Annotated in this window: 20 protein-coding genes; 11 read left to right on the forward strand and 9 right to left on the reverse strand. The window is 68.0% G+C overall.

The genetic code is table 11. From position 1 onward, the window contains the following. Positions 1–234: 234 nt before the first annotated feature. Positions 235–834: an isochorismatase family protein gene (locus IG62_RS0102870; RefSeq protein WP_051797490.1), complete on the reverse strand. Its 600-nt coding sequence runs from the start codon at positions 832–834 to the stop codon at positions 235–237. Positions 835–895: 61 nt separating this feature from the next. On the opposite strand from IG62_RS0102870, the gene IG62_RS0102875 reads away from it, so the two are divergent. Continuing rightward, positions 896–1360: a MarR family winged helix-turn-helix transcriptional regulator gene (locus IG62_RS0102875; protein WP_030797147.1), complete on the forward strand. Its 465-nt coding sequence runs from the start codon at positions 896–898 to the stop codon at positions 1358–1360. Positions 1361–1545: 185 nt separating this feature from the next. On the opposite strand, the gene IG62_RS0102880 is transcribed toward IG62_RS0102875, so the two are convergent. Then, entirely contained in the window at positions 1546–1974 is a 429-nt protein-coding gene (locus IG62_RS0102880; protein ID WP_051797491.1) for an ATP-binding protein, read from the reverse strand. Between the two features lie 489 nt (positions 1975–2463). Next, entirely contained in the window at positions 2464–3669 is a 1206-nt protein-coding gene (locus tag IG62_RS0102885) for an erythromycin esterase family protein (protein WP_030797149.1), read from the reverse strand. On the opposite strand from IG62_RS0102885, the gene IG62_RS46990 reads away from it, so the two are divergent. Beyond that, the gene (locus IG62_RS46990) at positions 3640–3921 is read left to right on the forward strand and encodes a hypothetical protein (protein ID WP_158794957.1); all 282 of its coding nucleotides are present in this window, start codon (positions 3640–3642) and stop codon (positions 3919–3921) included. The two genes, IG62_RS0102885 and IG62_RS46990, sit on opposite strands and share 30 nt — an antisense overlap. Before the next feature lie 275 nt (positions 3922–4196). Here IG62_RS46990 and IG62_RS0102895 read toward each other — a convergent pair whose 3' ends face one another. The 4 genes from IG62_RS0102895 to IG62_RS0102910 all read right to left on the reverse strand — a co-directional run bounded on the left by IG62_RS0102895 (position 4197) and on the right by IG62_RS0102910 (position 10261). Continuing rightward, the gene (locus tag IG62_RS0102895) at positions 4197–6593 is read right to left on the reverse strand and encodes an Orn/Lys/Arg decarboxylase N-terminal domain-containing protein (RefSeq protein WP_051797492.1); all 2397 of its coding nucleotides are present in this window, start codon (positions 6591–6593) and stop codon (positions 4197–4199) included. A gap of 239 nt (positions 6594–6832) precedes the next feature. Continuing rightward, positions 6833–7441 (reverse strand): hypothetical protein, encoded by a 609-nt coding sequence (locus tag IG62_RS0102900; protein WP_158794958.1) that lies wholly within the window; start codon positions 7439–7441, stop codon positions 6833–6835. A gap of 14 nt (positions 7442–7455) precedes the next feature. Next, positions 7456–8052, reverse strand: coding sequence for a hypothetical protein (locus tag IG62_RS0102905; protein ID WP_158794959.1), 597 nt, complete (start codon positions 8050–8052; stop codon positions 7456–7458). Positions 8053–8128: 76 nt separating this feature from the next. Then, positions 8129–10261, reverse strand: a complete 2133-nt coding sequence (locus IG62_RS0102910) for a hypothetical protein (protein WP_158794960.1) — start codon at positions 10259–10261, stop codon at positions 8129–8131. Between the two features lie 147 nt (positions 10262–10408). Between IG62_RS0102910 and IG62_RS0102915 the strand changes: the two genes are divergently transcribed. From IG62_RS0102915 to IG62_RS0102930, 4 genes are all read left to right on the forward strand, one after another. Then, the gene (locus IG62_RS0102915; RefSeq protein WP_037837701.1) at positions 10409–10933 is read left to right on the forward strand and encodes a PadR family transcriptional regulator; all 525 of its coding nucleotides are present in this window, start codon (positions 10409–10411) and stop codon (positions 10931–10933) included. Between the two features lie 306 nt (positions 10934–11239). Next, on the forward strand, positions 11240–11797 hold the full coding sequence (locus IG62_RS0102920) for a hypothetical protein (protein ID WP_030797162.1): 558 nt from the start codon (positions 11240–11242) through the stop codon (positions 11795–11797). A 66-nt stretch (positions 11798–11863) separates the two neighbouring features. Next, positions 11864–12919 (forward strand): hypothetical protein, encoded by a 1056-nt coding sequence (locus IG62_RS41300; protein WP_037837702.1) that lies wholly within the window; start codon positions 11864–11866, stop codon positions 12917–12919. A 192-nt stretch (positions 12920–13111) separates the two neighbouring features. Then, a complete protein-coding gene (locus IG62_RS0102930) occupies positions 13112–13552 on the forward strand; it encodes a VOC family protein (protein WP_030797164.1) in 441 nt (146 codons plus the stop codon). A gap of 44 nt (positions 13553–13596) precedes the next feature. Here IG62_RS0102930 and IG62_RS0102935 read toward each other — a convergent pair whose 3' ends face one another. Beyond that, the gene (locus IG62_RS0102935; RefSeq protein WP_234326215.1) at positions 13597–14691 is read right to left on the reverse strand and encodes a PP2C family protein-serine/threonine phosphatase; all 1095 of its coding nucleotides are present in this window, start codon (positions 14689–14691) and stop codon (positions 13597–13599) included. Positions 14692–14899: 208 nt separating this feature from the next. Between IG62_RS0102935 and IG62_RS0102940 the strand changes: the two genes are divergently transcribed. Next, a complete protein-coding gene (locus IG62_RS0102940; protein ID WP_030797168.1) occupies positions 14900–15478 on the forward strand; it encodes a MepB family protein in 579 nt (192 codons plus the stop codon). Between the two features lie 111 nt (positions 15479–15589). Here the strand turns inward: IG62_RS0102940 and IG62_RS0102945 are convergent, their stop codons facing one another. Then, the gene (locus IG62_RS0102945; RefSeq protein WP_051797494.1) at positions 15590–17056 is read right to left on the reverse strand and encodes a Dyp-type peroxidase; all 1467 of its coding nucleotides are present in this window, start codon (positions 17054–17056) and stop codon (positions 15590–15592) included. 236 nt (positions 17057–17292) lie between these two features. Between IG62_RS0102945 and IG62_RS0102950 the strand changes: the two genes are divergently transcribed. From IG62_RS0102950 to IG62_RS0102965, 4 genes are all read left to right on the forward strand, one after another. Beyond that, positions 17293–19080, forward strand: coding sequence for a glycoside hydrolase family 15 protein (locus tag IG62_RS0102950; RefSeq protein WP_078871775.1), 1788 nt, complete (start codon positions 17293–17295; stop codon positions 19078–19080). Positions 19081–19214: 134 nt separating this feature from the next. After that, positions 19215–21422, forward strand: coding sequence for an MMPL family transporter (locus IG62_RS0102955; protein WP_030797174.1), 2208 nt, complete (start codon positions 19215–19217; stop codon positions 21420–21422). A gap of 5 nt (positions 21423–21427) precedes the next feature. Next, positions 21428–22759, forward strand: coding sequence for a sensor histidine kinase (locus IG62_RS0102960; RefSeq protein ID WP_078871798.1), 1332 nt, complete (start codon positions 21428–21430; stop codon positions 22757–22759). Then, the gene (locus IG62_RS0102965; RefSeq protein ID WP_030797177.1) at positions 22756–23421 is read left to right on the forward strand and encodes a response regulator; all 666 of its coding nucleotides are present in this window, start codon (positions 22756–22758) and stop codon (positions 23419–23421) included. The genes IG62_RS0102960 and IG62_RS0102965 overlap by 4 nt, the downstream gene beginning before the upstream one ends. Positions 23422–23509: the final 88 nt, after the last annotated feature.

Here is a 23509-nt window from a genome sequence, read left to right on the forward strand (position 1 = left end):
GCCAGACACCACGTGCTGCGAGGCCCGCGGCAGGGTGCCGGTGCAGGTCGGTGTCGTGGGGGCCGACGTAACCCCTCACTAACGACCCGGTCCGCGATTGCCGTCAGGACGTGCCGGCCGGGGGTCGGCTGGCGGATGATCAGCAGGTCGCCTGCCAGGCGAGCACCAGTTCGGCACTCGGTGGTTGGTCGGCACAGCAGCCCATGAAGATCATCACGTCCGCCAGGAACCCTGTCAGACCGTCGTGTGCGCTGGTCGCTGACGTGCCGGGTCGGCCGCGGACGGCTGGATCAGACCATGCAGGGCCTCGATCACCTGGCGGCCCGTCGGTGTGGTGAAGTCGCGCACGAGGTCGGAGGCGAAGCTGGCGACACCGGTGATCCGACCTCCGGCTGCCTCGATCTGACGGAAGGCGGCTTGCTCGGTGCGCGGCGAGAGTCCACCGCAGGCGTCCAGGAGCACAGTGACCTCAAAGCCCGCCGTGATGGCGTCCAGTGCCGTGTGCAGTACGACGATCTCGCTGGTTACGCCGCAGAGAACGAGGCTCTTCCGGGACTGGGCGGCGATGGCCTGGCGGGTGGGCACATCGTCCCAGGCACACGGGCCGCTGCGGACGAAGACGGGCGCTGCGGGGATGGACGCCTCCTGGATGACTGCGGGGCCGCCGGGACGTGGCGCCGCCGAGAGGGTGACCGGGATATCCAACAGTCGGGCCAGCTTGGCCAGGAAGCTGACGGATCGCCTGATCGTGGCCGGTGGAGTCGTGCCACTGAGCTCGACGATGCCTTCCTGGAGGTCGGCGAGATGCAGCTGAACGGTGGCAGGGCTGAGCATGGCGGGGCCCTTCAGTCACGAGTCAAATCATTCAATGCATGAATGATTCGCATACTGTAGCATGCTGTCCGTGGCTCTCGGCAAGGTGAACTCCAGCGTCGTTTTCCGCCTTGGCGTGCTCGGGGCGATGGCGACCGATCTCTTCGCGGCCCGCATCGAAGCCCATGAACTCAAGCCCAAACACGTCGGGTTGATGGTTGTGTTGGACGCCGGGAGGGCCTCGTCGCAACTCGAGATCGCGGGGGTGATGGGCGTCGCGCCCAGCCTGGTCGTGGCACTCGCCGACCGCCTCCAGAAGCTTGGTGCGATTGAACGGGTGAGAGACCCGGCCGACCGCCGACGCCAGGTGCTGACACTCACCGAACACGGCCGGGAACTACTCGCCGTCTGCGAAGAACTGGCACAGTCCGCCGACGCCGAATTCGCCGCGGACCTCACCGCGGCGGAAAGCGCGGTACTCACTGGCCTATTGGACCGGCTGGCTGCCCGTCAGGGGCTGCCTTCTGCGTCCAACGACCCCAAATAATCGTCCCGCGATGCTGCGGCGGACGGGGTTCGAGCGCACCAACAAGATCGCGATCTACCGCTGGAGCTACAGCTCTGCCGGGGCGCCGTACGGCCGGGGGGCGGCCCGATTCGTCAAACGGCCGGATCATCTCGCCGACCGTTACCTCGCTTGGAGGTCCCTTGATGCCGGCCCGGAGCCGGCGGCTACGTGGGGTGCGGGTGGTGGGGTGCCTGATTGTCTGTGCCGGTCAGGGCGATGCGGGCGGTGATGCGCTTGCCGACCGGCTCCTGCGCGATGACGAGCGCCGCCGTGACCGCCTTGACGATCTCCAGACCGTGCTGGCCGATCCTCCCGGGATCGGTGGCCCGCGCCGAGGGGACGGTGGGGTCGCTGTCCCACACGACGACGTCCACGCTGACGGCGTTGATGCGCAGTCCCATCAGAATCGGACCAGGGGCGTACTTGCGGGAGTTGGTGACCAGCTCGCTGACCACCAGCTGAACAAGGTCCCTCACACGTGCGGGCACCGACAGCTGATGGTTCGCGTGTGCCTGGTCGAGGAAGGCCATGGCGTAGTGGCGAGCATCAGCGATGCACCCGTCGTCCCCGTCCAGGGCGTAACCGGCACGCATCAGATGCCCATCCAGCCCCCTACGGCCGTCCCCGTCGGCATGGAAACCCACCGCCCTCACCTCACTCCCGGTTCACGCGTGCGTCAGTACCAAGCCTGCCACCATGCATGCCGTAAGGGGTGTGGCGTCGCAACCAATCGTGCGACACCACCGCCGCCGAGTGGGCCCTGATCCGGCCCTGGCTGACCGTTCCGGCTGCCGGACCAACACCGGCGGAGGTCCGAAGAAGATTCGCGGCGGGAGGTGATCGACGCTATCCGCTACCTCGTCGGCCACGGCGTCAAGTGAACGGCCTACCAGCGCACTTCCTCACAGTCGTGAAGAACGAGGAATCCCTGACGGGGGCTGTCCTTGAGGGATTGCCGCTGATCCCGCCACCTCCCGCCCCGCTTCGGGGTCCGGTCCAGCAACAGCGGCTCGATCCAAGCCCGTTGGGCATCTGTCAGCGACACAATCGGACCAACGATCAGATGAGCCGAGGGAAAAAGCCTAGACCTGTGCGACGTCCTTGACGAACACGATGCCGTCGATTCCGGCCAGGTGTGCCGGGTCGAGCGGAGAGTAGCCGTAATACGGGGACACGCGAGGGGCGGGCCGCGTGTCGCCGAGGGTGGTGGCCAGTCGGGGGGCTTCGATGAGGCAGCGGTTCTCTGGGAGCGCGTACAGGAGCCCTTCGACGGTGTCCGGCGGCGGCGTGTCCACTCCCTGGTGCCGGATCGTGCCGATTGCCGTGGCCAGGAAGGCATACCGCTCGCCCAGGTGGGCGCTCACGAGCGCGCCGGCGCTCCACCACTCCAGCAGCGGCTGGTCCCACATGCGCATCGTGCTCTTGTCCCGCTGGAGATGGCCGTTGTGGGCGTGGACCAGTGCCGGGCCCCGTTCGGCGAGGGCGAGGAGGTTGTCGGCCATCATCTGGTCCCGCAGCCCCACCAGCCGCGTCATGCGGCTCGGTGAGGTGTCGGCCATCCAGAAGTGGTAGCGCAGCAAGCCGGTGGCGGTGCGCCCGTACAGGCGCGCCCGGTCCCAGTCGTCCCGCGAGGTCGCTGCGATCAGATGCGGTGTCTGCGTGTCGAGCAGCGTCACCAGGTCGTCCGCGAGCAGCCGCAGTTGCCTGGCCTCAGCCGACTGTCCCGCGGACTGGGCCGGGTCCATCATCGCGGCGGGGTTGGTCCACCGCTCGTCGGTGCCGAGCAGGCGGTCCAGCTTCTCCATGGTGCACGGGAGCAGGCCCGCGTCCACCCGGGCCGCGAGGTAGCCGTGGAGTGCGGTGAGGGCTTGCCTGGGGCTGGCGGCGCCGGTGATCTCCAGCGGTCCGTCGAACCCGGCGAAACGCAGCCGCTCGGACGCGGGTCGGCCCTCGTTGTAGGCGCGCATCCAGCGCACGAGTTCGCGGTTGGCGGCGGAGGTGCCCCAGCCGTGGCTGAATCCGCGCTCCATGACGTCGTCGAGGGTGCCCGTGGCCGAGGTGACGTAGTCGTCCACGACCAGGCCCATCATGCAGTCGCTCTCGATCGCGATCGTCCGGTAGCCCTCCTCCTCGACGAGCTGCCGGAAGAGCTCGTTGCGCAGGTCGAGCAGAGTGTCCTCGCCATGCGTGGGCTCGCCCAGGGCGAGCAGCCGAGGCCGGGTCGGGAGCAGCCGCATGACGGCGGAAGCCTCGACGGCATGGGTGGCGTTCTTGATGTCGGTAGCCATGCCTTCAACGCTATCGTTGAAACATCGGTTGAAACTTTTCTGCGATATCAGCAGGCACAGGGGGGTAAACCTTCAAACGGCGGCGACGCGGGCCGGTTGGTCAGAACATCAAGATCGCCGAGCCGTCCACTAACTGTTGGAGGGCGCGGGTTCGGCATCCGGGAGATCGAGGTGTTCGTCATGACTGCACTCCTTCAGATCGGCCTAATCGGCGGCTTCACCGCACCGACGGACCAACTCACGAAGGTGTGACAGGAATCCGAAGAAATTCTGTCCGCCACGCTACCCAGGCAAGCCCACCAGACACTGATCAGGAAAACCGCTACCGGACAAGGGAGGCGTTGGACCGTCGGGATGGCTGCTTGCCTCGGCTCTGGCCGGAGGTTCGGGCCGAAGGTTCAGGCCGACGCTGCTTGAAGGTGTCGAGTCAGCGTGGCGGACGTGGAGGCGCCAGGCGAGGCCCCGGTCCCCTGGCCGTTTTCCGGCCGGCGCCCCGTCCGGCCCGGGGGCTGCCTGGCGCCTTGGGGTCAGCCTGGGGGCAGTTGGGGGGTGAGCGGGTGCGGCGTCGGTGCCTTGTGGTGCTCTCCGGCTGTGCGGCCGACGTGCTGGGCGGGGATCTGGCGTACGCATTCGATGAGGTAGTCGCCGGTGTCCGGAACCAGGGTGACACCGTGGGTCTCGCTGCGGAAGCCGGGGAAGCGCCGGTCGAAGGATTCCAGAGCGGTCAGGTAGCGCAGCAGCGGGCCGTCAGGGGTGCCGGTGTTCTCGCCGGGCATCAGGACGGGGATGCCCGGTGGGGTGACGGTGATCATGGCGGCGGCCACCCGGTCGGCCGCGTCGGTCAGCCGTACGCGCTCGGTGCCGCCGCGGATGAGGCGCTGGTAGCAGTGCTGGGGCGGGGTGACGGGCTCGGGCAGGTCTTGGAAGGCGGTGTCGAGCAGCTCGACCAGGCGGGCGTCACGCAGGTGGTCGTGCATCTCCTGGCACAGCTCGCGCAGGGTCTGGCCGGTGTAGCGGTGGGGGTGGGCGGCGACGAGCTCGGGAAGCACGCGCTCCAGAGGTGCGTTGTGGTCGTAGAGCGTTTTGAAGTCCATGAGGGCGTCCATCAGGGTTCCCCACTTGCCCTTGGTGATCCCCATGGAGAAGAGGATGAGCGTGGTGTAGCTGTCGGTCTTCTCCACCACGATGTTCCTGGTGGCCAGGTAGGCGGTCAGGACGCGGGCCGGAATGCCCCAGTGGGCCATCTGCCCGGTGGCGTCGATTCCGGGGCAGGTGAGAGTGACCTTGACGGGATCGAGCAGGCAGTAGCCCTCGGTCAGGCCGGTGAAGCCGTGCCAGCCGGCATCGGGCTCCAGCTGCCAACAGGACGGTTCGGTGCGCAGCAGTTCGGGCGGTGCGTCGGCGAAAGGCAGCCGGTCGCCGGTGGCCGGGTCGGTCACGGTCTCGGGTTGCCAGACGCCGAAGAACCAGTCGGGCCGGTCGTCGGCGGCGGCGATGCGCCGGGCGACACGTACGACCGTCTGGCGGAAGCGGATGGCTTCGGTCACCGCTTCGTCGAGAAGGTAGCGGCCCTGAGGGCCGTCCATCATCGCGGTGGCCACATCGAGGGAGGCGATCATTGGATACAACGGTGAGGTGGTGCCGTGCATCATGAACGCCTCGTTGAACCGGTCGTGTTCCACCGGCGCCCGGGGTGCGGGTTTGATGTGCACCATGGCGCTCTGTGACAGGGCGGCCAGCAGCTTGTGGGTGGATTGGGTGGAGAAGACGGTGGGGCGTTCGGGGCCGGGGAAGGTGTCGGGGCCCACCGCCATGCCGTAGCGGCCGGCGTAGAGGGGGTGGAAGCGGGCGTAGGCGAACCAGGCTTCGTCGAAGTGGAGCCGGGGGGTGCTGGGTGCGAGGGCCTGGGCGACCTGGAGAGTGTCGTAACACAGGCCGTCATAGGTGGAGTTCGTCAGCACAGCGTACTGGGCGTTGGGCGAGACGGCGCCTTGGGTCAGTGGGTTGCGGCTGGTCCGCGAGACGACCGACTGTGCCTCGATCTCGGCGGGCGGCAGGGGGCCTGCCAGGCCGTAGCCGTTGCGGGTGGGGACCAGGTAGACCGGCCGGGCTCCGGAGAGGACCAGGCCGTGCAGCACCGACTTGTGGCAGTTGCGGTCCACCAGTGCGATCTCGTCCTGGGTGACGCTGAAGTGCCCGACCATCCGGTCACAGGTGGAGTCGCCATGGAGTACGAAGTAGGTGCGGTCGGCGCCGAAGACGCGGGCGGCGTTGCGTTCCGCCGCACCGACCGGGCCGGTGTGTTCGAAGAGGGAACCGAGTTCCTCGACGGAGATCGACAGGTCGCTGCGCAGCAGGCGTTCTCCGAAGTAGTCGTGGAAGACGCGGCCGACGGGGGACTTGAGGAAGGCGACACCGCCGGAGTGGGCCGGGGTGTGCCAGGAGTACTCGTGCGCGTGGTCGAAGCGGCGCAGTGCCTTGAAGAACGGTGGCAGTAGGTTGTGCTGGTAGCCGCGGGCGGCGCTGGCGATGCGTCCGGCGATGAAGGGTGCGGTGTCCTCCAGCGGCCAGATGTAGCCGATCACCGTTTCGGCCACCCACAGGGGCAGGTGTTCCAGGTCTTCGCCCGCCGTGACCAGGAAGACGGGGAGGTTCTGGAAGCGCCGGCCGGCGTGGCGCAGTACCTCGGCGCCGCCTGTTTCGCCGCCGGCTTGGGCGGCCTGGGGAAGGTCCCAGTCGACCACGGCGGCGGCCATACCTGCCTCGGTGCGCAGCACTGCCTGGGCCTCGACGGCTGTGGTGGCCCAGCGCACGTCGAGACCTCGGGTCGCCAACTCGTCGCGGATTCTGCGCAGTTGTTCGGCAGCAGCACCTTGGCCTTGTGGGAACTCGTGTACCGCGAACAGAACCGTGCCGTCGGTCATAGTGGCTCCTCCGCTTTGCGCGTGTCGGCACATGGTGCTGGTGCGCGCCATGCGTGCTGTCCGAGAGACAACCGGAAGATCACCGACAGCGGCCCGGTGGCTGGGTCAAACCACCCCCATGAGGGAAACGCCGCATCTGACCGCGCTATGTGAACGCCTCTGGCAGCGGACCGACAGCCCACGGCAGGTGACCGACACCGCACATCAGCCCCGACGGCACACCGCACCCGACTGAGCTGTCATTCAAGCTTTGCGAGGATCGACCGCGTCAGGTCCAGCGTGCGCCGGAGTTGGTAGCTCCTGCTTCCAGACCCACCGTCATACCTGATGAAGACTTCGTCGTCGCCATGAAGGACATGGACGGTGCTGTGGTTCGGGAGTGGTGGAAGGACACCTGTCTTGTTGGGCACGGCGGAGACCCAGCCGCACATCTGATCGCCGAACTCGGCTGTTTCGGACGACTTTATCAGGTCCTCCGCTTTCATTTCCTTCCGCGACTTCAGCTTTCGGCACAGATCGGTGTAGCTTTCCGCACTGTCTTCGCCTCGCGCGAGGTCAATGTTCAAGCTGAAGTCACCGGAGGGTGATTTGGATTTGCAATAGGCGAGGTTGGTCCCGATCTTGTCGGGCAGCACCTTGGGGTTGGGGACATACTTGGCGAGCGTGCCCTTGCCGACAACAGCGCAAAGGTCGTCCGGCGCCTCTTCCGGCTTGCCCTTCGGCCACACGAGTACGATTCCCGCGACTACGACCACCAGCCCGATGGCGAGAGTGATCCACTTGCGTGGATCTCGGAGGAGGGGCGTTCCGGGCCGGTACGGATTGCCGGCTCCTGCTGGCGTTGCCATACGTGAGTCTCCCGTTATCTGACTTTGGCGAGTACCAGCCGCGTCAACTCCAACGCGCGCGGCAGCGTTTCCTTCCGGTTTCCTGTTCGAATTTTGTAGCTGACATCGAGCAGGTCACCACCCCGGGCGACATAGAACATCGCGCCGGGGTCGTACTGACTTTTGTTGACGACGCCACACATATGCTTGCCGAACTCGGCTGTTTCAGAAGGCCCTATTACGTGGGCATCGTCGAAGGTCCATCTCTCCTGCCGGCAGAACTTGGCGATGAGGTCATCGGCACGGCCGAGCCCCCGCGAAAGGGACATGTTGAGGTAGACGTCACCGGACGGCGAACGGGCGGAGCAATTGACGTAGGCACCCGCCGGGTCCGCGCTGGGGCTCAGCTCGGGACTCGGGACGTATTTCGCGAGCGTCTCCTTGCCGATGAACGAGCAGAAGTCGTCCGGCACCTTCGGCAGCCCAACCTCCGACCTGTCCTGCGGCCACACCAGGACTGCTCCGGTCACGGTGACGGCCAAGCCGATCACGAAAGCGATCCAGTTGCGCCGATCTCGCAGGATGGGCTTGCGAGCAGGGGGCGGCGAGCCGGCATCGGATGGTGTGGTCACGGGTGAGTTCCCTCCTCGGCGGCGCGCCGCGTCAGCCGTTCAATCAGCCGTTCAACCTGAGCCACAGCCATGGCCCTCAGGCAGTTCCTGAACCGTCGCGCCTCGAGGGGTCAGCCCTGGTAGGACGCCGGCGGTCGACGATCCGCCAGCCGATGAGCAGGGCCAGGACGCCGATGACGATCAATTCGATCCCCAGATGCCGGTTGGATCCGGCGATGTCCGAGAGCAGCGCCCAAGGACTCGACGAATCCGGCGGCTTCGGCTTGATGGGAGCGGCTTCGGCGCCAGGTTTCGGCTGGGACAAGCTGGCACCTTTCAGGTACGCCCGACCGGCCACCACATGGCGCCACTTCGCGTCGAATTCCGCCTTGCTCACGTTGCGCTTGACGACCCTGCCGAAGTTGACGCCACCAGACGCGATGCGATACAGCTGCTCCTTCGTACAGGTGCGACAGGCCGCCATCGTGTCGTAGTACTTCGCGTAACGCTCGAAGACGGTATGCGGAGACCATTTTCGCTTCGACGTCCACCTGGAGACATCACCGCTGTCGATGGCGTATTCGAATCCGGTCTCCTGAACCGCGGTCCGTTGGCGGATCCACTCGGCGGCGATACGGCTGAGGTAGACCCGACGCAAGGCAGCGAACTCGGCGCCTTCGTTGACCTCTCGAACGATCCGGGGCAGGACGAGAGCATTGTAGGCAGCGGAGACCCTGATCTCGGCGTCCGCGGATAAACGGGGACATCCTCGATGGCTACGGTTTCCGGTATTCCCGATGTTGTCCGGTTCGGCTTCCACCTTCAATGGGGCATCGAGGATGTAGAGTTCGTCCCCTTTTGTGTAGACTTTTGCCTCTCCGGGAGTGATCCACAGGCGCTGATCGAAACATCGAACGTTGTTCCCGCGCCGCTTCCAGTACTCGTTGCCGACCGCGGTATCCCGATAGAGGAGGTTTGCGTCGATCTGCTTCAAGCGCAGATCGGCCTCAAGGAGAACTCTTCCGGCATCGGTACGGGCAAGCTGCTTGTCGATGATCCTGTCGGGCTCATTGGGATTCAGGTTCACCCAGAGTTTCGATGGGTCGAGAGCCAGCCAGACGTAGAACGAGTCGGATGTCTCACGCAGACTCTGCAGGCCATTGGGAGGCTTCTTCCCGGCGCCCCGCTGCGCGGTGAATCCATAAGTGAACCCGAGCCGATTTCCTGGAGAGGCCGAGAGGTACCGCAGCTCGACGGTCGTGAAGTCGATACCGCCGGGGGCGCCGATCGCGGCTCCGGCCACCATCTGCCGCGGCGATCTGGGTCCGCTGCTTCTCTTCGCACCGCTTGTGCGGCTCGCGGCCCCGGTCGGTGGTGGGTCGAACAGTCCGTCTCCGTTCCGGTCCCGCCACTCATTCTGCTGCTGAATCAGCCCCTTGACACGGCCGGTTGCCTGCCTCTGCTCCTCCTTGGTGCCGTACGGCACCAAGAACCTCATGTCCTTGGAGTATCGAGCGCAGCGCGGTCCACCCGCGTAATCGCAGGGCGCCCGTTCGGACGCACCGCCGATCAGCCGCTCAGGGGTGATGTCCACCCCGTTCTTGGTCTGCAGCTCCTTCTCGATCTCTGCGAGTGAGGCGTGGGCCTTCAACCGCTTGAAGGTGTACTCGATTTCCCCCAGGCGCCGGAGGATGAGTTCCTCGGAATGCCCGACCGCCTCCCCGCGGTACCGGGCGCTCCTGGCCACCACCTGCAGCGTGACGTCGTCGGGCCGCAGCCCGAGCTCGTTGAGCTGATGGAAGAGTCCGGGGTCTTCCCGCTTGATCTCAGCCGCCGTACGTAACTTGCGGTAGATCACTTCGTCCCACTTGCCGCGCCGGCGGTCGAACCGGGAGAAGAGCTCCTTGTCGAAGATCCGCAATTGCCTGGCCGTGTAGTCGGTCACCCTGAGCCACGCGACGGCATAGTTCACACCCGCGCGGTCCTCGGAGTCGTACCCGTCGAAGATCCGCCCCTCGTAGAGGTACCGGTACATCGGATCGCCGTACGGAGCAGCCGACTCCTGACCCAACGCGACCGGGGCCACCTTCGGCCTTGCCACTGTGGCGGCCGGAGACGGCCCGTCGAGGCCGACCAATCCGATGAGCAGGAGCAGAAGACCGGCCACACGTCTGCGTCGGTGGCTCGTCCTGCCGGCGCTCGCCACAGCTCGTTTCTCCATGCCCGTCATGACACCCCCGTATGACGACTGGCAGGCATCGGACGGTGTCCCTGCTTGCCTGGCGAAGAAAGCCACTCATGGGAATCGGCGGAGGATCTCCGGTCCCTATAATCGTCCATAGTGGAACGTCCACTGTGGAGCGTCAAGAGGGCCTTGATGAACGATGTGAATCCGACGGCCGCCGCGCTGCTCGGCCTCCTGCACGCCGGCGAGGCGACCGGCTACCAACTCTGGGATACGGCACGGGAGTTCATCGGTGACTTCTGGACAGTGACGCGGAGTCAGGCATACCGGGAGCTGGCCAGGCTCGCGGAGCGGGGCATGGTGCAGGCCCAGCCGACCCGAGCGAGGTCGGCCCGCCCGTACCGCCTCACCGATTCCGGACGCGCGGCCTTCGCCGAATGGCTGGTGGTACCTCCTGGCCCGGAGAACATCCGCTATCCCCTGCTGCTGACGCTGAGCTTCGGCCAGTTCCTCGACGATGACCGGCTGCTGGAGTACGTCGCCGAGCACCGGTCGGCCCATGCGGAACGGCTGCGCCGGTACCAGGAGTTCGACGCCGACCCCATGTTCGACAAGTACCAGCGCAGTACGCTGCGGTTCGGCATCCACTACGAGAGAGCGGTGCTGGCTTGGATGGACGAACTGCCCGGCATCCTCCGCGGCTCCGATGACGACTGAACCGCCGGGTTGCCCAGGCCGCCTCGATTCGACCCATCGGTTCAGTCACACCAGCAGGGCCCCACGGCATCCCCCGCGGGTCGGGGCGGCCGCTTTGCGGGACCATGCCCGTCACGGCGGATCAAGCCCACGTCTCATCCGGCACCCACCCGCCGCACCAACGGCCGGACAGCACCCGATGGCGTACCAGGAGCGGCCAAGTGGCGGGCCGCCGGATCCGCCGTCATCCTTTTCGGAAGAGACTGCATCCTCTTCGGGAGAGACTGCGGAGTCCTCACCTCCGGCATCGGCACCTCTGGAGCCGTCATGGCAGTTCACTTCGACATCAACCTGATCGTCGTCTCTGAGGACATCTTCACTCCGGCCGAGTTGAAGCAGGTCAGCGACTCCGTGGACATCATGAAGACGATCTTCGCCACCCATGGTCCGGTGATCGGTACGGTAAACCGCTTCAAGATCGACCACAGGGCCGCCGGGGTGAACGCGATCATCTTCAACTCGGCCGACGCCATGGCCCTGGCCGACCGGTTTGCCGTGCGCAGCAACGACGCTCTCGACGTGTTCGTCGTGAAGCGCATGTTCGACCCCAAGGCCGTCGGATACTCCCCCACGCCCGGCGCGTGCGGGAAGAACAAGGCCAAGGGTCGGCTGAGAGCACCGGTGGTGTCCCTGAACGGCAGCACGGCGGACAGCGGCAACACCTTCGCCCACGAGGTCGGTCACTTCCTGGGCCTGCCCCACTGCGAAAAGGACGAATCGCTGTGCGGCCCCGCGAACTTCATGCGGGCGCAATCGGGTACCAACACGGGGGTCACGCCCGACCAGGCGGTCAAGATGATCAGACATTGCCAGGTCACCCTGTAGGTCAGGCCACCTGTCAGACCTCAGTGTCAGACCCCAGAGGGTCGCGAGAGAGGCGCGGAGACCACCATGACCGACCGCATCGACCAACTGCTCGCGTCCAAGGACGGGGCGGACCCCTCGCTCCTGGCCGCGCTCGACGCCGACGACCTCGCCGACGTCCTCGGCCGTTCGCTCGCTGCGGACGACGAAAACCGGGTCCGCGCCCTGGGCCTTCTCTCCCTGATCGACCCGAGCCCGCTGGGCGCGCTGGCCCAGGCGGTCGGCCAGGTCCTGGCGGAGCCTGCGCCCGACCCCTTCACGGTCGCCGCAGCGCTCGGCCGGGCGGCGGTGATGGGCCGGGACGCCGTTCCGTTGGCCCAGGCCGCGGCACTCTCCGACGAGCCGGTCATCGCGCTGGCCGCCTGGCGCACCCTGCAGCAGGTGGCTCTCTCCGACTCCCTGGGCGCCCTGGCCCAGATGGCGCCCCCGGCCGGGGATCCGGTCGGCGACCAGGCCGCCTTCGCACTGTCGGTGATCGCCTACCGGGCGGGGCTGTCGGGCTTTGAACTCACCCCTCCGGACGATTCACGCATCGTGGCGATCCCGGCCGACGAGGACAAGGTGTTCTTCATCAACACCTCTCCGCCGACGGAGGAGGACCTCGCGCTGCTGAGCCGGATGCCGGCCGGTGAGCTGTACATGGTGCGGCCCGCACAGGAAGGGATGCTCGCCATCGAGTGCGGCGAGGAACGGATGCTGCTCTGCATCGACTCCGACATCCAGATGGACATGCCGGACACGTTCCTGCAGGGCCCGTCGCTGGCCGGAGTGGTCACCACGCTCGCACCGCTCGGCACGGACTATTCCGTGCGCTATCTGGTCCTCACCTGGCCCGACGGCACCGGCGGATTCCATGTGCTGCTCTGCCAGCCCGATGGGGTTCAGGTCTATTACGGCCACGCCCACAGCGACGAGATCGCCGAGGGGACGGCTGCCTTCGGGCTCTTCGCCGTCGACCGGCCCGGTGCCTGCCCCGTCTCCCTCACGCCGAGCGTGACCGCGAGCGGAGTCACCCTCGGCGGCGACTGCTTGTCGATGACCGAGATCGTCACCGACCGGCTGGAGCCCGAACCCACGGACTGACCCTTCCGGCCTCTGGGCCGGGCCTCTTAGTGGTGCAGGCTGCGCACCGAGACTCCATGCCCGAGACTCCATGCCCCTGACCGTTCGCGCCGTTCTTGAGGGCGATGGGCAGGGGTGTCGATAAGGGCTTGTCGACTCCGTCCCAGGGACAGGTGCGGCCATCGTGGTCGCAGCGCACCGAGGAGACCCACCATGGCGATTCAGCGGATGGACAACGTCCTCATCGTTGTCGACGACCTGGACGCTGTTATCGCGTTCTTCGTCGAACTGGGCATGGAGCTGGAGGGCAAGGCGCCAGTGGAGGGACGCTGGGTGGAGCGCGTCATCGGGCTCGACGACGTCCAACAGGACATCGCAATGCTGCGGACCCCGGACGGCCACGGCCGAGTAGAGCTGGCGAAGTTCCACCGGCCGAAGGCCATCGCCGCCGAGCCGAAGGACGCGCCGGTGAACACGCTGGGCATGCGTCGCATCATGTTCGCCGTCGACGACATCGAGGGCGTCATCGCCCGCCTGCGCTCTCACGGCGCCGAACTCGTCGGCGAGCTGGAGCAGTACGAGGACATCTATCGGCTCTGCTACGTCCGCGGCCCCGAGGGCATCATCGTCGGACTGGCCGAGCAGCTCGGCTGAGCCCTTCGCATGGGTCACCCGCCCCGGGGGCCTCGGGTGTGGCTTCACACGTCGGGTCCCCGCAGGCGCACCGCGAGGGCGGCGATGTCGTCGTCCAGGCGTCCTCTGCTGTAGCGGAGGAGGTCGCGGTGAAGAGCCGTGAGCAGCTCGTGGGGCGGCGTCAGGGGCTGCTGGCTCATCCAGGCCGCCAGCGGGAAGAACCCGCCGTCGCGGGCGCGGGCCTCGGCGATCCCGTCGGTATAGAGAAGCAGCAGGTCGCCGGGGGCGAAGGCGAAGGTGTCGGTGGTGTAGTGATCACCGATCAGCTCCGCGAGGTTGAGCAGCGGTGAGGGAGTGGTGGGCTCGAGGGCGCGGAGTTCCCCGCGGTTCAGGAGCAGCGGCGGGGGGTGCCCGCAGTTGAGGATCTCGATGCGTCTGCCCTCATGCGGGATCTCGACAAGAAGGGCGGTGGCGAAGCGCTCCATCGGCCCCTCGGGGGGAAAGGCGGCGTTGTAACGGGTGCTGCTGGCGTCCAGCCGGCGCGCGACGCTGACCAAGTCGGCCTCGCCGTAGGCCGCCTCCCGGAAGGAATTGACGATCGCCGCGGCCGCCCCCACGGCCGGCAGGCCCTTGCCCCGCACATCGCCGATGAGCAGCCTGACCCCGAATCGCGTGTCGACCACTTCGTAGAAGTCCCCGCCGATACGGGCCTCCGCCGCGGCCGCGAGATACAGCGAGTCGATCTCGACGCTCCCGAAGCGGCGCGGCATCGGGCTCAGCACCACCTGCTGCGCAGCGTCGGCGACGAGCCGCACCTGAAAGAGGGTCCGCTCCCGCTGGAGCCGGACATGACTTCCGTACGCGGCCGCCACGGTGACCGCGATGATCCCCGCAGCCGTCCACCACGTCCCCAGACCGGGGAACACCAGGCTGAGGCCGATCATCAAGAAGAGGCAGACCGTCCCCAGCAGGACGGTGGGGAGCACCGGCCACATAGCGGCGGCGAGGGCCGGCGCCGCGGGCAGGAGGCGACTGAAGGCCACTTCCGGAGGAGTGGCATATGCCAGGCTGGCGATGACGACGGTCAGGATCACCGGCGATAGCCGCACAAGCCACCGGCCGTGGCGATGGCGGAGCCGCGGCCGTCCAGACTCGATCACACTCCACAGAATATCTACGCAAAGGGGACGTAGCGCTCTGACAGATCCGAGTCGGCCACCCGCGCCGGACCGGCTCGCCGACTTTGCCATATCGCAAATGATCAAGGTTCGGCGGCCCAGGGCACGGGGACGCGGGAAGGCGAGCACGCGAAAGGCCGGCCCGGCGAGCGAATTCGTTCACGTGTTCGATATATGACAGGATGCGGGAATGGCGAAGGAACGTGAAGAGTCTCGGACATTCGGCGCCCGCGAGCCCGAGCCTTGGTCACCCAGGCCCGGTGTCCCCGGTGACCTGCTGAGGGCGAAGACGCTGGTGTACGACCCGAGTGGGTTCACATGCTCACCGCCCGCACCCGAAGCGGAGAGTGCCGAGTACGGGGCATGCGAGTTCACGTTGGACGGCCTCTCGGTCAGGTTCCGCGTGGCCAAGACGACCCCGACGAAGGTCGGCCAGTTCGTCACGGTGTGGAAGAGGTCCGAGGGCGGGCCGATCCAGCCCTTCGATGCCGAAGATCCCGGTGATCTGTTCGTCATCAGCGCCCGCGAGGGCGAACGATTCGGGCAGTTCGTGTTCCCACGAGACGTGCTCCGTGAACGGGACATCGTGTCAACGAACGGTTCCGGCGGGAAACGGGCATTCCGCGTCTATCCCCCGTGGGTGACCACCACCAACCGCCAAGCCCGCAGCACCCAGACCTGGCAGGTGAACCACTTCCTCCAGCTGCCCGAAGACGAGCCCATCGACGTCCCCCGCGCCCACGCGCTCTATCACCCCCGTGGGAACTGATGACGTTGCTTGACCCCAACAGGTGCCTCGTGGAGGTGAAGGTCTTGCGCCTTGCCGGCGCGGGGCCCTTGGCCCACACCGGCAAGGCTTCGGTGTTCAGGGTTCCCGCTCTCAACCCCTGGGCAACGGATTGCCCGCGGCGAGGTGGCGCAGCGTGGTGATCGAGGGGGTGAAGGCGTACACGGAGCCCTTGGTGGTGACGCACTGCGCCATGGTGATCGTGGCCTTCGGTCCGTGCGGGGGGTCGAGCGCGATCTCGCCGCCGCCGTCGGGCCCGGTGACCTTGTCGAGGCAGTTGGGCGCCCCCGATTTGCCCGGGGTGAACCTCGCGTTGTTGGACCAGATCGCCTGGACGAATTCGAACTGCTCCTCAATTGACGTGCCGTAACAGACGAACATCAGCCCGCGGTCCGCCCTGGGGTCGTCCTCCAGGAGGGGGCCGTAGGGGATGCCCCGGCGCATGATGCGGTTGCTGTCCACGGGGATGTCGGGGTTGGCCATGCGGGGGTTGGTTCGGCGGATGTGCGCGGCGCAGGGGGTCTGGCCGCCGTCCGGGTCGTTCGCGTAGTCGAAGTCGTTGGCGTCGCTGCCGAGGCCCTTCAGTCGGTCGGTGGGGGTCGCCAGGGGGGTGCCGTCCAGGTGCCTGCCGACCAGGCACGCCCCCAGTTGGGTCGCGTCGAGCTCCGGTTCAAAGTTCTCGGCCTGCTCTGCCACCGCGTCGCGCCAGCCCTGGACGTCCTGGCTCATGCGGCGTACGACCTGGAGCGAACCGTTCTTCATCCAGGCGGGGCCGGTGCGGTTCTTGCTGTTCGGCTCGGTCTTGTAGCCGAAGACGAATTCCCCCGGCTCGATGAGCTTGGCTCCGGGGCGGTTCTCGCGGAAGCCCGGGTTGGTGGGCTCCTCGCGGTGGAAGTCCTTGACGCCGGGCTGGGAGATGCCGTCCTTGTAGCCGAAGTGCTCATGCCCCTTCAGCTTGCCGGGCAGGGTCTGGCCGTCGTCCTGATGGACCAAGGTCATGTCGTGCGCCTCGTCCGCGGCCTTGATGTTCTGCAGCTTCGCCTCAAGCTCCTCCTTGCTGTCCGAGGCCACCAGGAGGATCGCGTGCACCATGGTGCTGGGCGAGCCGAACAACCAGTTCTTCGGGTCGCTTGCTCCGGTGTCCTTGAGTTTCTCGGCACTCGCGGCCGCACCGTTGAGCAGCTGCGGGAAGTTCTTGAGGTCTTCCCTGAGCACCTGCTCGTCGTCCGCGGCGACACTGAGCAGGCCCGGGAAGGTGAGGGAAACCCCGACCCAGGTCGCCTGCTTCGCCGGGTCCTGTCCGTACGCCCGGCGGGCCAGCGAGAACTCCTCGTTGAAGTCCTCCACGTCGGCGGTCACCGCCACGCTGTTGAGGATCACGGACAGCCATCCGCGCCCCTTTGCCTTGTCCTGGGGGAACCGCATGTAGCGGAACGCCATGTGGTCCTTGTTGAACGCGGCCAGGACATTGCCCTGGATCTCCCGCGACGTACGCAGCGTGGGTGTGGGCAGCTGCTCCATTGCGGGCGCGGCCGTGGGGCGCACGCGGGTGGTGGTCATGCGACACTCCCGATCACATAGAGTGGTTGTATGATTACGAATATGTCATTGTGAAAATTTCCGTCGTTTTAAACAGGTGCTGCGCCAGTCGAGTCCTGAGGTTGTCCGACGAGCACGGAACCATGCCGTAGTGCGCCATTGCGGTGGTCGGCACTCGTCTGCCATTGCCGGAACGCCATGCCCGGCGCACTGCGACGGAGCCCGGTGGCGCCCCTTCAGCCGGCCAGGAGGCACGTGTGGTTCCGACAGGAGCTGACGCCAACGACGAGGCCCTGACCTGCGGACCGCATCCACTGCGCCATTACGCCTTGCTGGCCGATGGGGAGCGCGGAGTGCTGGTCGGCCCACGGGGAGAGTTCGTCTGGATGTGCGCTCCCCGTTGGGACTCCGGTGCGGTGTTCTCCGCCCTGATCGGCGGGTCGGGCAGCTACGCGGTAACACCGATGAGCCGCAATGTCTGGGGCGGCTACTACGAAGAGGGCTCACTGATCTGGCGCAGTCGCTGGGTCACTGACGACGGCGTGGTGGAGTGCCGTGAGGCCCTCGCCTTCCCCGGAGACCCGCACCGAGCCGTGATCCTCCGCCGCGTCGTCGCCCGCGAGAAGACCGCACAACTCCGGGTGGTCCTGGAACCCTCCGCCGACTTCGGACGCCACTCCCTGCGCGACCTGGCACGGCACGACGACGGGACGTGGCATGCCCGCTCCGGCGACCTGGCTCTGCGTTGGTCCGGGTGTGCCTGGGCGAGACCGACCGGCCCGGGTGCATGCCGGCTGACGGCTGAACTGACGGTCGAGGCCGGGACGCATCACGACCTGGTCCTGGAAATCAGCGACCAGCCCTTGACCGGCCGCCCGCCCGACGCGGTGACGGTGTGGGAGGACACGGAGGCCGCGTGGCGCCGAGAGGTGCCAGAGCTGGGAAACGCCATCGGTCGACGGGACGCCCAGCAGTCATTCGCCGTACTGCGCGGACTGACCGGTTCGGCTGGCGGCATGGTGGCATCGGCGACCACGAGCCTGCCGGAACGAGCGGAGGCGGGCCGCAACTACGACTACCGCTACGTATGGATCCGGGACCAGTGCTACGCCGGCCAGGCGGCCGCCGCGGCCTGCGCCCACCCGCTGCTCGACGACGCCGTACGGTTCCTCACGGCCCGGCTGCACGAGGACGGTCCCCGGATGGCTCCCGCCTACACAGTCGACGGTCGCAGAATTCCCAGGCAGCAGCAGTTGAGCCTGCCCGGCTACCCGGGAGGCTTCGACCGCATCGGGAACCAGGTCAGCGATCAATTCCAACTCGACGCCTTCGGCGAGGCCCTTCTGCTGCTCGGCGCGGCGGCCCGTCACGACCGGCTCGATGGCAACGCCCGGCGAGCCGCGTCCCTCGCCGCCGACGCCATCGCGCGCCGCCATCACGAGCCCGACGCCGGCGTATGGGAACTGTCGCCCCGCCGTTGGACCCACAGCCGGCTCATCTGCGCCGCCGGACTGCGTGCGATCGCCCGGGCCAAGGTCTCGCCCACACGGTCGGCGGAGTGGCTGGCGCTGGCGGACCGGCTGGTCTCCGCGGCCACTGCCGAGTGCTTGCATCCGTCGGGGCGTTGGCAACGGTCCCCCGATGACCCGGGGTTGGACGGTGCCCTGCTCTTCCCTCCGTTGCGGGGAGCGCTCCCGGCCGACGACCCGCGCACGGTCGCGACGCTGCGGGCGTACGTCGGGAAACTGTCGCAGGATCACTTCGCCTACCGGTTCCGCCACGACGACCGGCCGTTGGAGGAAGCCGAAGGCGCCTTTCTCCTGTGTGGCTTCGCGATGGCGCTGGCCGAGCACCAGCAGGGCAACGAGGTGGCAGCGCACCGCTGGTTCGAACGCAACCGCACAGCTTGCGGACCCCCCGGGCTCTTCTCCGAAGAGTACGACGTCGTCCAACGTCAGATGCGCGGCAATCTGCCCCAGGCATTCGTTCACGCGTTGATGTTGGAATGCGCCATCCGCCTGGCCGACCCCTGGCGTGGACCGTAGGACCGTGCTTCCCGGGGGTCCGCCTCACCCCTGAAGTAGGGATATCCCCACCACCTCCGTCCCCCAGCCGGTGGAGGCGAAGTACAGCCGGTCGAGGGTGTCGAGGGCGGGGGCCGAACGGCGAGGCTCAAGGCATGAGAGAGCTACCCGTGCGGGCCGCTCGGTGGAGTGCGTTGCACCCCTGGCGGGCGATTGTTGGTTGGTTGGTTTTCGTGGTGGTGTGCCTCGGACTGGGGGCGGCGGTGGGGACCCACAGCGCCTCCACCGAGGACTATCGGGTCGGTGAGGCCGGCCGGGCCGAGGCGATGGCGGCCGAGGGGCATCTGCAGCGGAAGCCCACGGAGCAGGTGCTGGTGTCGGCGAGGCGCGGGGCGCCGGACCGGCGCGGTATCGACGCCGCGGCACATGGGGTCGCCGCACGGATGAGGACGTTGCCCGAGGTCGAGAGCGTGGCCGAGCCGCGTGCCGCGCACCACGGGCGCGCCCCGGTGGTCATGGTCGAAGTGACCATGAAGGGCGCGGAGTTGGACGCGCGCCAGCACGTCGGGCCGTTGCGGGCACAGACCGCGGCGGTGCAGCGGAGCCATCCGGAGCTGGTGGTGGAGGAGACCGGGGCCCCGTCCATCAGTCAGGGGGTGGATGCCCAGCGCGGTAGCGATCTCGCGCTCTCCGAGGCGATCACGCTGCCGGCCACGTTGGTCACGCTGCTGCTGGCGTTCGGCTCGCTGGTGATGGCCGTGGTGCCGTTGCTGCTGGCGCTGTCGTCGATCGCGGCGGCCCTGGGGCTGTCCATGCTGGCCTCGCACCTCTTCCCCGATGCGGGCGTCGGGACCAATGTCATCATCCTGATCGGACTCGCCGTGGGTGTCGACTACACCCTCTTCTACCTCAAGCGGGAGCGGGAGGAGCGGGCGCGGTACGGCGGCCGGCTCGGTCCGGAGGCGGTGGTGGAGCTGGCCGCGGCGACCTCGGGGCGGGCGGTCGTGGTGTCCGGACTGGCGGTGGCGGTCTCGACGGCCACCCTGTACCTGGCCGCGGACGTGATCTTCTCGTCACTGGCCACCGGCACCATCGTGGTCGTCCTGGTGGCCGTGGCGAGTTCGTTGACGGTGCTGCCCGCGGTGCTGGTCAAGACCGGACAGCGGGCCGAACGGCGGGCGCAACGCCGAGGAGCCGCAGCCGGCCCGCGGTGGCGGCGAGCTGCCCGGACCGGCCGGAACGGGGCGGGTCGCAGCGGCCGGGTGTGGGCGGTGCTGACCCGGCCGGCGAGCCGGCGACCGGCGCTGACGCTGGCCGTGTCGGTGCTGCTCCTGCTGGGTCTGTCCGCTCCGCTGGCGGGGCTGAAACTGGTCGAGATGGGCCGGGACACGCACTCGCGGGAGGTACCGGCGATGCGGACGTACGACCGGCTGAACGCGGCCTTCCCCGAGCACCGGGTCACCCATCAGGTCGTGGTGCGGGCCCGGCCGGACCGCGCCGAAGCAGTGGCCGAAGCGCTCACAGAGCTGGGACGCCGTGCGCAGGCCGACCCCCTGTTCACCGGCCGCCCGCGGCTGCGTACCTCGGAGGACCGGCGCATCAGCGTGCTGGAGCTGTCCGTGCCGTACCTGGGGAACTCCGCCAAGGCGCGGACGTCCCTGGACCATCTGCGGAGCACCTACCTGCCCGCCACGGTCGGGCGGATACCCGGTGCGGAGGCGGGGGTGACCGGTGATGTCGCCCGGACCACGGACTACCCGGCCCACCAGAGCGCCAAGCTGCCGCTGGTCATCGGTGCGCTCCTGCTGGTCACGTTCGTCATGACGGCGCTGGCGTTCGGCTCCGTGGCGCTGGGGCTGCTCGGCGTGGCCCTCAACCTGCTGTCGGCCTCGGCCGCGCTGGGGCTGCTGGTGGTGGTCTTCCAAGGCACCTGGGCCGAGGGCCTGCTGGGCTTCCACTCCACCGGGTCGATCGGCTCCCGGGTACCGCTGTTCCTTTTCGTGATCCTCTTCGGGCTGTCGATGGACTACCAGGTGTTCGTGGTCAGCCGGATCCGGGAGGCCGTCCTGCGGGGCGTGCCGACGCGCCAGGCGGTGGTCGACGGGATCGGCAGCTCGGCCGCGGTGGTGACCAGTGCGGCGGTCGTGATGGTGACGGTGTTCGCCAGCTTCGTCTTCCTGCATCTGATCGAGATGAAGCAGATGGGGTTCGTGCTGGCGGCGGCCGTGCTGCTGGACGCCTTCATCATCCGGATCCTGGTGCTGCCGGCGGCCATGACGCTGCTGGGAGAGGCGAGTTGGTGGCCGGCGCGCGGGCTGCGGCGGACGCGGCGGACGGCGCCCGTGCCGGTCGGCGTAGGTTGATCACCATGAATCGGTGGTCGAGGGGTGCGAGCGGCCCCCACTCCTTGGGTGGAACGGTCTTCGGCGGAACGGCCTCCGGCCGCCTCGCCGACCCGTTCCGGGCCGGCACCCTGCGCCGCTGGAACGCGGTCTGCTGGGTGTTGTTCGGCGCGCTGTTCGTCGGGCTCGCCACGACGGAGCGGCCGGGCGGACGCAGCTACGCGGCGCTGGCGCTGCTGGGCTGTGTGGTGCTGTGCTACGCGCTCCTCGACCGGTTCCCCGGCAACCCGGTCCTCCGGCCGTACACCTACCTGTGGGTGGTGGTCCTCGGGCTCGGGGGCAGCGCGTACGTCTGGAGCGGCTATGCGGCGCTGTTCATCGTGACGCTGCCGCACTTCTGGCTGTTCGGCCGTACGGTGCGGGCCTCGCTGCGCTTCACCGGGCTCGCCACGGTGTCCACGCTGGCCGGGAGCTGGCTGCGGAAGGGCTGGAGCGCCGAGTTCTTCGGATCGACGCTGGTCTCCACCCTGATCGTGGTCGCGGCCAGCGTACTGATCGGGCTGTGGGTGCACTCGGTCGTCGAGCAGAGCGGTGAACGGGCCCGGCTGATCGAGGAGTTGGAACAGACCCAGCTGCGGTTGGCCGAGGCCCACCGGCGCCAGGGAGCCGCCGAGGAACGCGAGCGCCTGGCGCGGGAGATCCACGACACCCTCGCGCAGGGCTTCGCCTCCGTCGTCGTGCTGGCCGAGGCCGCACGGGCGGCCCTGGCCACCGACCCGGAACGGAGCGCCCAGCAGCTGCGCTCGATCGAGCACACGGCCCGCGAGAACCTCGCCGAGGCGCGTGAACTGGTGGGATCGGCCCAGCAGAGCCGGGTGGCCGCCGGCTCGCTCGCCGGCACACTGCAGCGGACCCTGGACCGCTTCACCGAGGACACCGGACTCACGCTCACGGCGGAACTGGCCGACCCGGTGTGCGAACAGCGGACCCGGATCGCGCTGCTGCGCTGTCTGCAGGAGTCGCTGGCCAATGTGCGCAAGCACGCGGCGGCTTCCCATGTGAGCGTGGTGCTGGCCCAGCAGCCGTACGGGGTGGAGTTGGAAGTCACTGATGACGGGCGGGGGTTCGTGGTCGGCGAGGCGCCGGGGTTCGGGCTCGACGGGATGCGCAAGCGCCTGGCGGAGTTGGGCGGCCGGCTCACCGTCACCAGCTCGGTCGGCGACGGGACCCGCGTGCTCGCGACGGTCCCCTTGCTGCCCGCGGAACCGACTCCGTGGGAACCGACTGCGGTGGGACCGACTCCGGGGGGACCGACTTCCGGGGAACCCACTTCCCTTGAGCAGGAGGAGAGGACATGACGGGCGACCTGACCCAGCACCCGACCAGCGGCGCTGTCCGCGTCATCGTGGTCGACGACCACACGGTGATGCGTGCGGGCGTCGTCGCCCTGCTCGCCGCCGACCCGGACATCGAGATCGTCGGCGAGGCGGCCGACGGCCGCGCGGCACTGGAACTCGTCGGCCGGCACGCCCCCGATGTCGCCCTGGTCGATCTGCGCATGCCGGTGATGGACGGGGTGGCCACCACGACCGCCATCGTGGCCGGGCACCCGCGGACCCGGGTGCTGATCCTGACCACCTACGACACCGACGCCGACATCGAGCGCGGGGTCGAGGCCGGCGCGATCGGATACCTCCTCAAGGACACCACCCGCGAGCAATTGGCCGACGCCATTCGGGCGGCGGCCCGGGGGGAAACGGTGCTCGCCCCCCGGGTGGCCGAGAAGCTCGTCGCCAAGATGCGGCAGCCCGTCCAGGTACCGCTCACCGCCCGGGAGACCGACGTGCTCAACGCGGTCGCCGACGGCCTCTCCAACGCCGAGATCGGCCGACGCCTGGTCATCGCGGAAGCCACCGTGAAGACCCATCTGCTGCGGCTCTACGCCAAACTGGACGTCAACGACCGTACCCGCGCGGTGGTGGTGGCCCTGGAACGCGGACTGTTGCAGCGGGGCCGTTGAGGCGGGCGACGCACGTGCCGATGCGGGGAGGCCACCTGGTCGAGTACGGCGAGGGATGCCGGTGCCGCCGAGCTCGGTGAGGGTGGTG

Origin of the sequence: Streptomyces sp. NRRL S-337 (assembly GCF_000720175.1) — a bacterium.
In the GTDB taxonomy this organism is placed as follows: domain Bacteria; phylum Actinomycetota; class Actinomycetes; order Streptomycetales; family Streptomycetaceae; genus Streptomyces; species Streptomyces siderophoricus.